Below are 13890 nucleotides of genomic sequence, written 5' to 3' on the forward strand. Positions count from 1 at the left end.
TTAGAGCAACTGCGATGCCAGTCGATATCCACGTTCCTAATCCGCGTCCGCTGCCAATACCATCACTGCGGCATCCGCCATGAATGAGATCAATGAAGTAAAGAGTTTCCCCGGTTAGAATTATTATGTGATCTTAAGATGAAATGAGAACTTTTGGTAGTAAGTGGTAAAGTAAGTGACCAAGTAAAATTCAGGAACGAATAATCGAGTATATACCTGCCAGAAGCCCGCCGGCAAATCCAAAAATACCCAGTAAAACAATATTTTCCTCTCCCCTGATTATCAGATATGCGGAAGAGATGAGCAATACAGCTAAAAATAGATTTTTTGACATTTCATCAAGCAAGCGAGATTTTTTAATAACATCGCCTTTGCCCTGTAGTTTCTCTATCCTGTATCCGCGTATGGTTTTGATGACATCATCGATACCAATAGGAATATTTTTAAGTGTATTTACATATTCGTCAGCTTCAAACTGGATACCTTCCACCAGCTTTCCCGGAGAGTAACGCTCTTTCATTGCTTCAGAGATTAATGTTTTTGCTTCATTCATAATACTATAGTCAGGATCAAGTTTGAGGCATACAGCTTCAATAAGCAAAACGGCACGTTCAAGCGTGGAAAACTCAGCCGGCAGAGAGATATCATGTTTCAGAGCAAGTATCGCATATCTATCGCTTTTCCGCCCCCCGGCTCCATAGTGTTGGTCTGCTATCAGATCATCCATATCTCGCATAAGGTTATGAACGTTAACGTCTTCTTCTGCAAGGTTACCAAGTTTTAAAAAAGAATCAGTTGCCATATCAACATTCTTTTTATATACGGCATAAAAGAAGTTCAACATATTCCGCTTTAATTCACCGTCAATCGTTCCAACAGCTCCAAAATCAATGAATGCGATGGACCTGTTCCGGGCTATAATGTTTCCACTATGCGGGCCCGCATGATAAAACCCATCCAGGTATACCTGCTTTAGATAACTCGAACCTATGAGTTGTGCATATCTGGATTTTGTTTCCTGATCAACACCAGCTAAATCCTTAATTTGAGTGCCTTCTATGTAATCCATAACAAGGACATTTTCGCGACAGTAATCCATGTATGCATCCGGAATTATCACATCCCTAATATCTTTGAAGTTTTCCTTCATCCTTTTCATATTTATGGCTTCAAACCTGTAATCAAGTTCTCGATGCAGCATTTCTCTAAATTCATACAGGAAAGCATCAAAATTGAAATTTTCACCCGTTCCGATTATTTTAACCAGAATCGGTTTCATATCCTCGAGAATAGCAAGGTCCAGATTGATCGTATCAATAAGATTCGGACGAGCAATCTTTACGGCAACTTTCTTGCCTTTCAAAGTACCTTTGTAAACCTGTCCGATTGATGCACTTGCAATAGGTTTTGTGTCGAAATCATCAAATATGTCCAGTATGTCATGGCAGTGGTAACAAACCGGACTATGTTCGTGTTCCCCTCCTGAGATTCCACAAATGCATTCAGTTTCAAAGGATTCTCTCATCTTTTCAAAATCAAGAGGTGGGACCTTATCCTGCAGTTTTTCCAGTTCCTGGATATAGATAGGAGGAAGCAGATCAGAACGTTTGCTTAACGTCTGGCCAAGTTTGATAAAAGTGGGACCAAGCTCTTCAAAAGCAAGTCGAAGTTTTACGGCATTGCTCCGGTTTTTTAAATCAATGGAACATGTACATTTTTTGTTTGAGATATAATCCCTGTGAATATCTTTATACAAAAGCGGAAACAAATTATACTTTAAAAATACCTTTGCAATGGTAAAATATCTTTTTGTTTTTTCAAACATTAAAGTACACTCCCCATTACTAAATATCGGTTGCCTGTAATCCAGTCTTCCTTTTTTATTCATTGTGAACTTATTCTTCACCTGTAAAGCCAGGTTCAATATTAAATCTGCTTATGGTCGTTCCCAGCCGGGTTTGAGCGTAAGAATATTTTTTCTCCAAGAAAAATAAGCACCATCATTATCAGTGCCATGACAACTAAAAACATATCAGTGGATGCTTTCGATAAAAGGAGAGCACTGAGAATAACTGCATCAAGAACGATTGCTGTAATGATGATATAAGGCCTTACATCGATTTCTTCACGCATATGACGTAAAAGTCCCCAGTGCATAATAATGTCCATAACTAAATAAAAAATTGCACCAAGAGAGGCAATCCTGCTCAAATCAAAAAAGATTGTTAATAGAATAGCAACAACAATCGTGTAAACAAGGGTGTGTTTCTGGATATCTCCCGGCATGCCAAAATGCCTGTGTGGTATTATATTCATATCTGTTAACATGGCAAGCATGCGGGATACGGCAAAGACACTGGCAATTATACCGGAAATTGTTGCAATAATCGCTAACCCTACGGTAAACCACAAACCGTAATTGCCAAAAACCGGTCTCGCTGCCTCTGCCAGTGCAAAATTCTTTGCCTCGATAATTTCAGGGAGGGTAAGGCTGCCTGCTACTGCTAATGATACTAGAAAGTAAATAACCGTACAAATTGCTATGGAAATAATTATTGCTCTTCCCACATTCTGATGGGGATCGACAATCTCCGAGCCGCTGTTGGTAATTGTTGTAAAACCCTTGTAAGCAAGCACGGACAATGCTACGGCTGCAAGATACCCTTCGATTGTAGTCTCCACCGCACCCGAAGAAGTGCTGGCAAAAGAAAAATCAGCAAGCCATAAGCCAACAATCCCGAAGATGGAAATGCCGGTGATTTTGACCAGAGCCATGAAAAACGAAAATTTTTCTATTATGCGGTTTCCGGAAATATTTACCCCAAAGGCAAAGACCAGCAACCCGACACCCAGAAGCGGCACAAGGAAGCTTCCCTGTTCTATATTGAAAAGTTGTATTGTGTAGGTCCCGAAAGTGCGGGCAACAAGGCTTTCGTTAATAACCATGGAAAAAGCCATAAGCAATCCACCAAAACCGGTCATTACCCCTTTTCCATATGCCTTTTCCAGGTACATGGCAATTCCTCCGGCTGAAGGATAGGTGTTGGAAAATTTAACATAAGAATACGCGCTGAAGGCGGTTACAACCGCACCTACAAGAAATATAACTGGAAATAAAATTCCCGCCAGTTCAGCGACCTGTCCAAGCAGTGCAAAAATGCCCGCACCAATCATCACCCCGGTGCCTAAAGATACAGCGCCTGTAAGTGTCAAACTCTCTGGTTCATATCGATTCATATCTATTCATACCGATTGATTTCCGGCTCCGTCTTAATTCCTATGTTTTTCTTGCAAATATTCAAATGGAATACATAAGCAGCAAATCTACTGGTTTTTACAGAAGATTTTTACTGGACTAATTTTTCTCTTTCAGTGCATAACAATTCATACCTGAAATTTATTAATTCATCTTCAACGCTGAGTCTGTTCAATTTCAAGGGCAACTCTTTTCGGAAGCTGTAGATTAAAGATGAAATCAATCATTGTAGTACAGCAGAACAACAAATGGAAAATTTTGAAATATTTTAACGTGTTTTCCCCAAAAAGAAGAAGAAGACGCCACCAGATCTTTTGGTCTTATTTGAGAACTGGAACTGGGGCTTTACCCACACCAATTTATAGAAAGATGCACAGGCACAAGCACAACCAGAAAGAGGCTAGTTACCAGGTGCAGGTTCATTAAGGTCTGGGAATAATTCCTTCCTGACAAATCGACGAATCACAGCCTCATGCCTGTTAACGGCTGTACCAGGAGTAAAGGAAAAGTACAACGTTCAAGATCTAAAGTCACAGCTGTTTAGCCATTTGTCGATCTCCTCAACCCTTTACCGCCGAGAGGTCAATTTTATACCCACATTTCCCTCTCAGACCAGGCGCTTTTTAATTTCTTCAAATTCTTCTTCAGTAATTTCACCTTTCGCATACCTTTCCTTTGCAATATCCAGCGCAGACTTCTCTTCACCACCACGGGTTTTGTTCTGTTCAACAAGCCATTTGATTAGCAGATAAGCTACCACAATTATAAGAATCCAGAAAATAATTCCGAAAAACATACCTCCATACCCCATCATGCCGTAACCGTAATTGTCCATAAATCCATTTATTGCAACCACTCTCCGTATAGCACTTAACAAATATTATTTGATTATTTTTATATGTGATATCAGATGCAAAGATCTACGATTAGTTCTCAATACGACAAAACGACCCCCATCCTTCACATTTGGCCAAATATGAAGCAATCCATCCTCCTGAACATGATTTTTCAGTAACTGACCCCACGACCTGAGTTTGCTGGAAGTTTTTTACTACTACCCGAGCCAAACAGAAAAATATAGATCAACATAAGAAAAAGGAATCATAAGGGCTCGTACCCTGCTTCCCGGATAGCAGCCTTAATTTTTTCCAGGTCTGTCATGGATTCTTCAAAGTTCACAACTACTTCTCTTTTCTCCAGGTTTACATCCACTTCTACTACTCCCTTCACGGAAGCAATAGCTCTCCCCACTCTTACGACGCAGTGATTGCATGCCATTCCTTCGATTTTTAAGGTTTCCTCGACCAGAAATTAACCCCCCATTGCTGAATCCTGAATTTGTAATTTTTACATTTATTTTACCTATTTTTATTACATTATTTTATATTTTCATTTATTAGAGCTTTTGTACCAATTAAGGATTATCTCAGTTACCTCGAATTACAGAAAGAAGAGCTATTAGGATCGTCCCCACAAACCCGATCAATCCAACCCATGAGAAAGCATCTCCATTTAACAGGATATAAGTTGAGACAACAAGCAGGACAGCGAGGAAAAATTCCTTTGAGAAAACACTTCTCTTGTTTTCTTTTTGTTTGCCTTCAAGGAACCTGTCCCCCATGTATTCCATTTTGTCGGCAACTTCCCTGATCGCAGCTTTTAATTCGGCTTTTTCATTCATAGGTTCGGCGGAAAACTCGATATGAAGGGCAGCTCCCTTAGGGGAATTGAGCTTCTTGTAGGCGTCCATTAGGACAGGGATTGCAATGGTTTTAATATTGTACCGCGAGTCAAGTTCAAGGCAGACTCCTTCGATAAGCAGGATTGCTCTCTGTAGGGTTGAAAATTCCCCCGGGAGCCGGATATCATACTTCAGGCCGAGTTTAGCGTAGTTGTCGCTCTGCCTGCCTTCAAGCCCGTAGTTCTGGTTTGCAATCAGTTCATCCATGTCCTTCCTGAGCCTGCGGAGATCCACTTCTCTGGGATCCGCACCCCCGATCCTGAGGAAGCCCTGGGTTGCCCCTTCCACATCCCTGTTATTGATTGCGTAGTAAAACTCAAGCATGTTCTTCTTGAGCTCATCATCGATACTGCCCACAGCCCCGAAATCAATGAAAGCAACAGTATCATTCTCCTCGACCAGCATATTACCCCCGTGGGGGTCTGCATGGTAAAAACCGTCGATATAGACCTGTTTCAGGTAACTCTTTGTAATCGTGCGCGTATATTCCGATTTTTTGCTCTGGGGCACCTGCATGTCAATGATGTCCTTGACCTGGGTTCCCTGAATAAATTCCATTGTAAGGACATTGGCAGAACAGTAATCCGGATAAATTTTAGGCACAGCAACATTTTTTACGTTTTTAAAATTGTCTTCGAAGCGACGCATGCTTACGGCTTCAATCCTGAGATCAACTTCCCGGGTAAGCATCTCCCGGATCTCCAGTAAAAAAGCATCAATATCGAAGTTCTTTCCTACCCTGAGTACTTTTTTCATCACAGGCTTGAAATCGTCCAGGATAGAAAGGTCGATATTAATAGTATCAATGAGATTTGGGCGCAGAATCTTCACAGCCACGGTTTTGCCATCAAGAACCCCTTTATAGACCTGAGCAATGGACCCGCAGGCAATTGGATCAGTGTCAAAGCTGTCAAAAATCTCAATAAAGGCTTTTGCTCTTCTTTCTCTTTCCGCCTTCAGTTCTTCTTCACTTTTTTTCCTGTTCCGGTCCTCACGAGATATATACTCACATATGCAGGCAAGGTCGAGAGATTCAGCCATCTCCTCAAAAGGTACAGGCTTAACCTTATCCTGCAAATTCGACATTTCAATAACATAAGGCTGGGGCACGAGGTCAGGCCGCTTGCTCATGGTCTGTCCCATTTTGATAAAAGTAGGCCCGAGCTCTTCGAAAGCCTGCCTGAGTTTTACCGCTGTCTGCCTGTTCTCAACATCAAAAGCACACGTACAATCAGGATTTGAAATATAATTGGTACGCAGTTCCCGGTAGAGTTCCGGAATAAGATTGTACTTCAAAAGGACCCGTGTAACTTCCAGATAGCGCTTTGTTTTCCCCAGCATCCCTTTAGGAATTAGTTATTATTGATTAATAGAGTTTCTTTGCAATAAATAAATTGAAGAGAGATAAACTTGCATATATAAAAATCAAGTTTTGGTAGTGAAGAAGAAAGGTGAGCATATGAAAAAGCGAGATATATTGAATGTTTTCACAGTACCAAATGTAGAACTTGAAAGGTTCTATGAATGTTGTGGACAGAGGTTCTAAGATATGGAGCCTAAGAACACTAAACAAACTGTTGAAAATGCCTTTCGCCATGTGTTGAGCGATCATGTTAATTCATTGACACCTAATGTAGCTTGTTACTGTTATACAGATCATAGTAAGAGAATTGTCAAAATAGATTATGGAGAGGGTAAGCAAATTGTAAAAGGGGGCAAACGTTTAATATATTTTTTACATGTACTTCGTTATGAATATGATAAAGGTTGGGTATGGGAAGATCTGTATGAGCGTCTTTTCAATAAAGGTGATTCGATTGAGAATGAACTGGCTGCTAAAGAATATGCTAAAACTGTAATAAGGATGTGATAATTTGAATTTTGAAGAAAGGGCCTGATATTTCGGAGGAGGGGGAATTCGAATTCTTCAAAGCACTTGGAATAGATAGAAGATAATCTATCACACTAAACTTTAATGAAAAAAATAATTCAGTGTTTATATGTGTCGTGGGAGTTGAGCCACACGTTAACCAGCTTTAAACATAATACCTATTTAGCTAATATTCTAAAACGACATTGGTAAAATTATTCTAATTTTTAATGTCGACCTGCCGAAAGTAAGAGGAACAGAAAACGATTTAATATATTCATCACAAAGCATTTTGTAGAGAAAATGACACATTTTGAAACTCTTAATTATATTAAAAACTCGTATAGTGAGCGGATTCGTCAGCTAACAGAAGAAAAGAAAGCCGGGAAAAAGATAGTTGGCACTTTATGCCTGTTCGTACCTGACGAGATCATTTTTGCGGCAGGGGCAGACCGTGTTATACTCTGCGGGGGTAAGAATGATACCATATCCATAGCTGAGCAGTATTTACCCAGGAATATCTGTCCGCTTGTCAAATCTGTCCGCTTGTCAAATCTTCCTTTGGTTCGATCGTTAATAACGGTTGTTCAGGTGTAAAATCCTGCTCTCACTTTGGCCTGGTAGATATGGTCGTAGCTGAGAATACCTGCGATAGTAAAAAAAGACGTATGAATTAATGGGAGACTACGTTCCAACCTATGTGCTCGATCTTCCGCAGAAACCCGACAGCCCTGCTGCCGTAAAATATTTCCTGGATGAACTTAACAAATTCAAAGGCGTCATGGAACAGCTGACAGGTAATAAAGTCACAGTCGAACAATTAAAGAACGAAATAATCTCATCGAACGAGACAAGAAAGCTGCTTTACAGGCTCTATGACCTGCGAAAAAAGGACTCTCCGCCAATCAGTGGTGTGGATGTAATAAAGGTCATGCAAAAGCAGTATGTCTTATCGGCAGAAGACTTTAAAAAAGCCCTTCGCAATCTCATCGACGAAGCGGAGCAGGTCAAGGCTGATAAGGCTGATTATAAGGCTGATTATAAGGCTGATTATAAGGCTGATTTTATCCACATGCCCAGAATAATGATCTCAGGCTGCCCGATGCCGGGCGGAAACACCAAAGTACCGGAGATTATAGAGAACAGGGGCGGTGTCATTGTCGTGGAGGAAAGTTGTACGGGCACGAGATCATTCTGGGACCTGGTAGACGAGAACAAAGATCCTATGATTGCGCTGGCCGAACGCTATATCAAGATACCCTGTTCCTGCATGACTCCGAACGACAGGCGTATAGACAATATTCTGGAACTTGCAGGAGAGTTCAAAGTCGATGGTGTGGTGAACTATACCCTGCAGTTCTGCCACGGCTACAATATCGAGCGATATAAAGTACAGCAAGCGCTGAAGAATGCCGGGATACCTGTGCTTTCGATAGAGACGGACTACAGCGACTCGGATGTCGAGCAGATCGGACTCCGCGTGGACGCTTTCATGGAGATGCTTTCATGATCTCGGTGGGAATAGATTCGGGTTCGGCCACTACAAAAGCCGTTCTGGTAATTGACGGCCAAATGGTCACTCACAACATACGTCCAACAGGATTCGATATTTTATCAGCCGCAAAAAATGTGTACGAAGATGTGCTTTCTGATGCCGAAATTGACAAAAAAGATGTGACCGGGATATACGCAACCGGATATGGCAGGAACAGCATAAAGTTTGCCGATAGAGCAGTAAGCGAGATCACAGCCCACACAATGGGTGTCCATCATCTGTACCCGGCTGTCAACGGGATTATAGACATCGGAGGCCAGGACAGCAAGATTATCTCGGTAAATGACGGAAAAGTAACCGATTTTCTAATGAACGAAAAATGTGCGGCTGGAACGGGCAAATTCCTGGAATATACGGCAAAGGCACTTGAAGTGCCGATAGAGGAACTGGGGCGTCTGGCTCTCGCTTCAAAAAAACCTGCCAGCATAACAAGCATGTGTACCGTTTTTGCCGAGTCCGAAGTTATATCTCTCCGGGCGAGAGGCTTTAAAAAAGAGGATATTGCGGCAGGGCTCATTGAAAGTATTGCCAGAAGGGTTGCGGTTATGGTCCGACAGGTCGGGTTAAAACAAAATGTGGCTTTCGTGGGCGGTGTCGCAAAAAACGCAGGAATTAAGGTATTTCTGGAAAAAGAACTGGGTGTTTCACTGTACGTACCTCCAGAACCGCAGATCACGGGAGCACTCGGAGCTGCATTGTACGGGATCAGTAAAAGTTGAGTAAGCTCTCTTTTGCTTATTTAAAATAAGGTTAATAACTTTCCATATTAGTTATTAATAAATAACAGAAAAAAATAACCCAAAAATAGGCAGTTAAACAATTTAACGGTGTATAATATCATATAAACTAAGGTAAAACTTCAAATATTCATCATAGTCTGTATCATTAGCAGTTAATTCCTCAACTATATGATCGTACTTACCATTAGTATTTCTTGTAGAAGAAGGAAAGTCAAAAATCAGTTTGCTATTCCTCCAGTCTAGTGTTATTGTAACGTATTGTAGTTTTTCATCTCTCAATACTGACGGAGGTTCATTCCATAACTCTTTATCATCAAATAACTCGCATTCGACAAGTGCTGGAGATAAATATTTGTTTGTATAAGATACAAAAAGAGTGGCTATATCTAATGCGTCTTCAACTTCTTCTTTGTTTGGATTTTTGTATTCGTGTTCTAAAAGATTTCTTTTTCTATTAATTTTGTTCAGAATTCTCGGCGAAATAATCCCAATGCTATTTAAGAATTCAATCTTTTTAGGAAATCTCCATCTTTTTGATTTTTCAGATAAGCCAAATCCAATTAATAATGAATCTAATTGAGAATCGATAGCTCTTTTTGTATTCGATAACGAGTTAACTAAATGATGCTCATATTCAGCTATTAAATCAAATTCTGCAAATTTAAGAAACTCACTTGGTGGGATATCAAAATCTGTTTCAATAATTTCATGATTAGAAGCTGCTATTCCACCTTTAGTAATAAAAGGATAAAGAGACTCCAAACTAGTCGTTTCCACGCATATCACTCTTAAAGAAATAATCGATTAATATAAGTCGAATATGCTAGAAACCTTTTACGGTTTCGCTCTTATCTTTCTGAAAACGTCCTTAATAGCCAGTTTTTTTGCTTCCAGTACGGTGAAACCGGCATCTTCTATATTCTCCAGAGTATGTCTTATCGAATGATCCCCGAACAGGAACAAAAGGACAGGATTGATTAAGTCTTCCAACAGGGAAATTAAGGGATTACTGCTCCGCACGTGCTCAAGGGCCATCAGCTCACCTGAAAGTTTCAGAACCCGCCTCATTTCTTCAAGAGCTTTCACAGGGTCAGGAACTGTGCAGAGGACAAAAGTCGTTACCACATAATCAAAGCTCCTATCCGGAAATTCCAGGTGCTCGGCATCCATAAGGAGAAGAGAAACGTTTGGCATGCCCATGGCTTTCTTTCTGGCGATATCAAGCATCCCTTCACTGGCATCGATTCCTGTAACCAGAGAGTTTGAAGGGTAGTATTTAAGATTCTTTCCGGTCCCAACCCCGACTTCCAGGATATTTCCGCTCAGGCCTGAAAACGCCTCTTTTCTCCATCTCCGGAAAAAGAGAAGTTCCAGAGGTAAATCTATCAGCTCATAGATCGGAGAGATCCGGTTGTACTTTGAAGCTGAGGACATCTTTGGGATTGTAGACATTGTAATCAAGTACTCTGACTCAAAAATATTACGGACTTAGGAATCAAAAACATTATGGACTTGCCCGAATTTTTTTGAATACATCCTTAAAAGCCAGATTCTTTTCTTCCATGATAGTGAATCCAGCCTTTCTTATGTTCCCCACAGTATCTCTGGTCACCTCATCTCCGATAATGGAAAACATAATCGGATTGATTAAAATTTCAAATTTGGAAATAAGATTGTTACCGCTGCGCATGTGTTCAATGGCGATCAACTCCCCTGAGGGCTTCAGGACGCGCCTCATTTCTTTTAGAGCCTTCACGGGATCGGGGACTGAACAGAGGACAAAAGTTGTGACAACATAGTCGAAGGTATTGTCCGGAAATTCCATGTTTTCGGCATCCATAGGGAGAAGAGTAATATTCTGCATGCCTCTGGATTTCTCACGGGCTTTTTCAAGCATACCTTCACTAATATCGATTCCTGTTACCGAAGAGCCCTCCGGGTAATACTTCAGATTCCTTCCTGTCCCTACCCCTACTTCAAGAACTTTGCCTTTGAGGCTTGATAGAGCTTCGTCCCTCCATTTTCCGTAGAGAAAAATCTCTATCGGTGCCTCCATGAGATCGTAGACCGCAGAAATTCGGTTATACTTTGAGACCACGGACATTAAACAAATTTATGTTTTATTTCCGGATATCTCTTCTCCTCAGGCACGCTACTGCTAATAACCCGACAAGCACAGGAATGGCTTCAAATCCCGGGGATTCCTGTTCCCCGGTTGCGTTGTCTGGAACTTCGGGAGCTTGCTGTTCCGGAGTTGCATTGCTTACCGGCACTTCGGTGGCTGCTTGTTCTTCGGTAGTATTGTTTACCGGGACTTCGGAAGCTGGCTGTTCCGTTGCACTCGCCGAGGATTCAGTTGCGTTAACGGTTGTTTCGGATGGGGTTTCTGATGTGACTTGTGGATAATCATCAGGATTTCCTGGAAAAGTCAGGGCATTTATTTCAACCAGATTCGTAAACCCGTCCCCGTCCGAGTCAAGATTTTCGATTGCGACAAAATTCTTTCCACTTCCTGCGTATGCTCTACCATAAGGATTTCTGGCTTCTCCGTTATGACAGGTAGCGCACGAATCAAGCCTTGTGCCTGCAGTATCATAGTGCTGATTGAAAGATGTCAAATAATTGGGTTTAGCTGATGCCATTGGTGCCCCTATCAAAGCTACCACTGCAAGCAACAGTAAAATAATTTGTTTATAATTTATATTCTCCCCACTCCTTTCCCGATTATGATGCTAATAAATGAGTTGTCCACCAGATATTTAAGTACTCTTGATGTGGGGCCAGATAGAAATTTACTTCAAGTTTTCCGCTGCATCTAAGGTTATCAAGAGACATAGTTTACGAAGAAGAGATAATTAGCGAAGTACTGATTCTGACATTTTTACTAAAAATGGCAAAAATCCGCATTATTCACTTACTTTACAGGAAACTTCCTGAAAACCGATTCATATTTAAGTATTCGGAATAATACCACGCTGCGGATTTTATACGTCTTGTATGCCTGCAAACTAAGAATTTGATAGAAACTTCATACAAGCTCACAATATCATTTATCCCAAGGAATTCTTATTACATAAAGACTCTCACATTATAGATTTATTTCACAATCTCACACTATAGATTTACTTCACAATTATACAGAGGAAAACCGATGAGCAACATTTTACGCAGAGGCAGGCTTGAAGCTGCCCCGGACAAAGAAATTTTACATTACACCTCCTCTATGGAGGCTGACAGGTGGATTTTTAACGCGGATATAGCAGTGGATCTTGCCCATACAGTAATGCTGAGAGAGCAGGGGATCATAAAGGAAGAAGACTGCGGAAAAATCCTTAGCGGGCTTTTGAAAATAAGGGAAGAAGGAATGGAAAAGCTCGACTTTAGCTACGAGGACATACACATATCCCTTGAGTCCAGGCTCATCGATATGGTTGGGGAAGATGTGGGAGGCAGGATGCACTCCGGGCGCTCGAGAAACGATGAGGTTGCAACCTGCATCAGGCTGACCCTAAGAGAAGAACTCACCGGACTGCTCGAAGAGCTCTTTGCCCTCAGAAAAACTCTTGTCACCCTTGCAGGAAAACACACTGAAACCCTCATGCCAGGCTTTACTCACCTTCAGCATGCACAGCCAACTACTCTTGCCCATCACCTCTGTGCCCACGAAGCAGCTCTCGGCAGGGACTTTGACCGGGTTCAGGACGCTTTTTCAAGGGTAAACCTCTGCCCGCTCGGAGCTGCTGCATTTGCTTCTACAGGCTTTAACCTTAACAGGAAACGGACTCAGGAACTCCTGGGCTTTGATGGACTGCTGGAAAATTCAATGGATGCGGTTAGCAGTAGGGATTTCCTTATAGAGTGCGCCTCAGTATTTTCAAACCTCATGATAAACCTGAGCCGGATGGCTGAAGAACTTGTAATCTGGTCTTCTTCCGAGTTCAATTTCATCGAACTGGATGATATGTACGCTTCCACTTCTTCGATTATGCCCCAGAAGAAAAACCCGGATACTGCAGAATTAATGCGCGGGAAAACCGGAGTGGCTGTGGGAACTCTTATGTCCCTGCTTACAATCTGCAAAGGCCTGCCCCTGAGTTATAACCGCGACCTGCAGGAAGCAACTCCCAATATCTGGCGTTCGGTAGAAAATTCCAGGGCATCGGCCAGGGTAATGGAAGGAATGGTAAGGACCATGAAAATCCATAAGGATGTGCTTGCAGCCCAGTCCACCACAGGTTTTACAACGGCTACCGAGCTTGCAGATACATTTGTAAGAGAAACCGGAATTCCTTTCAGAACTGCCCACCAGATTGTCGGGATACTTGCAAAGGAAATGGAAAAACCCACAATGGAAAAAATCGACTCCGTGGCTGAAGTTGTGCTTGGAGAGTCGCTTTCAAGCAGGGGATTGACGGAAAAGATGGTAAAGGAAGCCCTTGATCCGGTCTCCAATATAACGAGAAGAAAGATTGCAGGAGGGCCTGCTCCGGAAGAAATGCAGCATTACCTTGGAAAGCGGCAGACTGAACTTGAACTGAACGAGCAGGAGATTGCAACTCTTAAAGATTCAATCGACTCGGCTTTTGAGAACCTGCTTGCAGTAGTTGAAGAATACAGGAAAGCCTGAATAAAGTGAACTAAAAGTAAAAAGCACATTCAATAACACATTTAATTTCAATAACACATTTAATTTCAATAACGCCTTTAACTTTAATATTATTTAGATTT

14 protein-coding genes are annotated in these 13890 nt (G+C 41.5%); 5 read left to right on the top strand and 9 right to left on the bottom strand.

Annotated features, from left to right (window positions below; genetic code table 11):
- Positions 1–190 precede the first annotated feature (190 nt).
- The 5 genes from EO98_RS09100 to EO98_RS09120 all read right to left on the bottom strand — a co-directional run bounded on the left by EO98_RS09100 (position 191) and on the right by EO98_RS09120 (position 6338).
- The gene (locus EO98_RS09100; RefSeq protein ID WP_048141283.1) at positions 191–1825 is read right to left on the bottom strand and encodes an AarF/ABC1/UbiB kinase family protein; all 1635 of its coding nucleotides are present in this window, start codon (positions 1823–1825) and stop codon (positions 191–193) included.
- 101 nt (positions 1826–1926) lie between these two features.
- A complete protein-coding gene (locus EO98_RS09105; RefSeq protein ID WP_048141285.1) occupies positions 1927–3237 on the bottom strand; it encodes an APC family permease in 1311 nt (436 codons plus the stop codon).
- 626 nt (positions 3238–3863) lie between these two features.
- Complete coding sequence (locus EO98_RS09110; protein ID WP_082098542.1) at positions 3864–4112, bottom strand: SHOCT domain-containing protein; 249 nt, start codon at positions 4110–4112, stop codon at positions 3864–3866.
- Positions 4113–4357: 245 nt separating this feature from the next.
- On the bottom strand, positions 4358–4564 hold the full coding sequence (locus tag EO98_RS17870; protein WP_156161081.1) for a heavy-metal-associated domain-containing protein: 207 nt from the start codon (positions 4562–4564) through the stop codon (positions 4358–4360).
- Between the two features lie 118 nt (positions 4565–4682).
- Entirely contained in the window at positions 4683–6338 is a 1656-nt protein-coding gene (locus tag EO98_RS09120) for an AarF/ABC1/UbiB kinase family protein (protein ID WP_048141287.1), read from the bottom strand.
- Positions 6339–6546: 208 nt separating this feature from the next.
- On the opposite strand from EO98_RS09120, the gene EO98_RS09125 reads away from it, so the two are divergent.
- The 4 genes from EO98_RS09125 (at position 6547) to EO98_RS09135 (ending at position 9141) form a co-directional block, all read left to right on the top strand.
- On the top strand, positions 6547–6867 hold the full coding sequence (locus EO98_RS09125) for a hypothetical protein (protein ID WP_048141288.1): 321 nt from the start codon (positions 6547–6549) through the stop codon (positions 6865–6867).
- Between the two features lie 303 nt (positions 6868–7170).
- Complete coding sequence (locus EO98_RS19570) at positions 7171–7464, top strand: 2-hydroxyacyl-CoA dehydratase (protein WP_327037298.1); 294 nt, start codon at positions 7171–7173, stop codon at positions 7462–7464.
- Between the two features lie 79 nt (positions 7465–7543).
- Positions 7544–8377 (top strand): 2-hydroxyacyl-CoA dehydratase family protein, encoded by an 834-nt coding sequence (locus tag EO98_RS09130; protein WP_235283652.1) that lies wholly within the window; start codon positions 7544–7546, stop codon positions 8375–8377.
- Entirely contained in the window at positions 8374–9141 is a 768-nt protein-coding gene (locus EO98_RS09135; RefSeq protein WP_048141290.1) for an acyl-CoA dehydratase activase, read from the top strand. Before EO98_RS09130 ends, EO98_RS09135 begins: the two co-directional genes overlap by 4 nt.
- A gap of 102 nt (positions 9142–9243) precedes the next feature.
- Here EO98_RS09135 and EO98_RS09140 read toward each other — a convergent pair whose 3' ends face one another.
- Genes EO98_RS09140 through EO98_RS09155 form a run of 4 tightly spaced genes read right to left on the bottom strand, consistent with a single transcriptional unit; the run spans position 9244 to position 11837 of the window.
- Positions 9244–9939 carry a hypothetical protein gene (locus EO98_RS09140; RefSeq protein WP_052735083.1) on the bottom strand — a complete coding sequence of 232 codons (696 nt, stop codon included), beginning with the start codon at positions 9937–9939 and terminating at the stop codon, positions 9244–9246.
- A 57-nt stretch (positions 9940–9996) separates the two neighbouring features.
- Positions 9997–10614, bottom strand: coding sequence for a class I SAM-dependent methyltransferase (locus EO98_RS09145; RefSeq protein WP_235283653.1), 618 nt, complete (start codon positions 10612–10614; stop codon positions 9997–9999).
- A 52-nt stretch (positions 10615–10666) separates the two neighbouring features.
- Positions 10667–11266, bottom strand: a complete 600-nt coding sequence (locus EO98_RS09150) for a class I SAM-dependent methyltransferase (RefSeq protein ID WP_048141292.1) — start codon at positions 11264–11266, stop codon at positions 10667–10669.
- A 16-nt stretch (positions 11267–11282) separates the two neighbouring features.
- Positions 11283–11837 (bottom strand): PGF-CTERM sorting domain-containing protein, encoded by a 555-nt coding sequence (locus tag EO98_RS09155; RefSeq protein ID WP_156164116.1) that lies wholly within the window; start codon positions 11835–11837, stop codon positions 11283–11285.
- A 476-nt stretch (positions 11838–12313) separates the two neighbouring features.
- On the opposite strand from EO98_RS09155, the gene argH reads away from it, so the two are divergent.
- The gene (gene argH, locus EO98_RS09160) at positions 12314–13789 is read left to right on the top strand and encodes an argininosuccinate lyase (protein ID WP_048141296.1); all 1476 of its coding nucleotides are present in this window, start codon (positions 12314–12316) and stop codon (positions 13787–13789) included.
- Positions 13790–13890: the final 101 nt, after the last annotated feature.

The organism is Methanosarcina sp. 2.H.T.1A.6, assembly GCF_000979455.1.
GTDB lineage: Archaea > Halobacteriota > Methanosarcinia > Methanosarcinales > Methanosarcinaceae > Methanosarcina.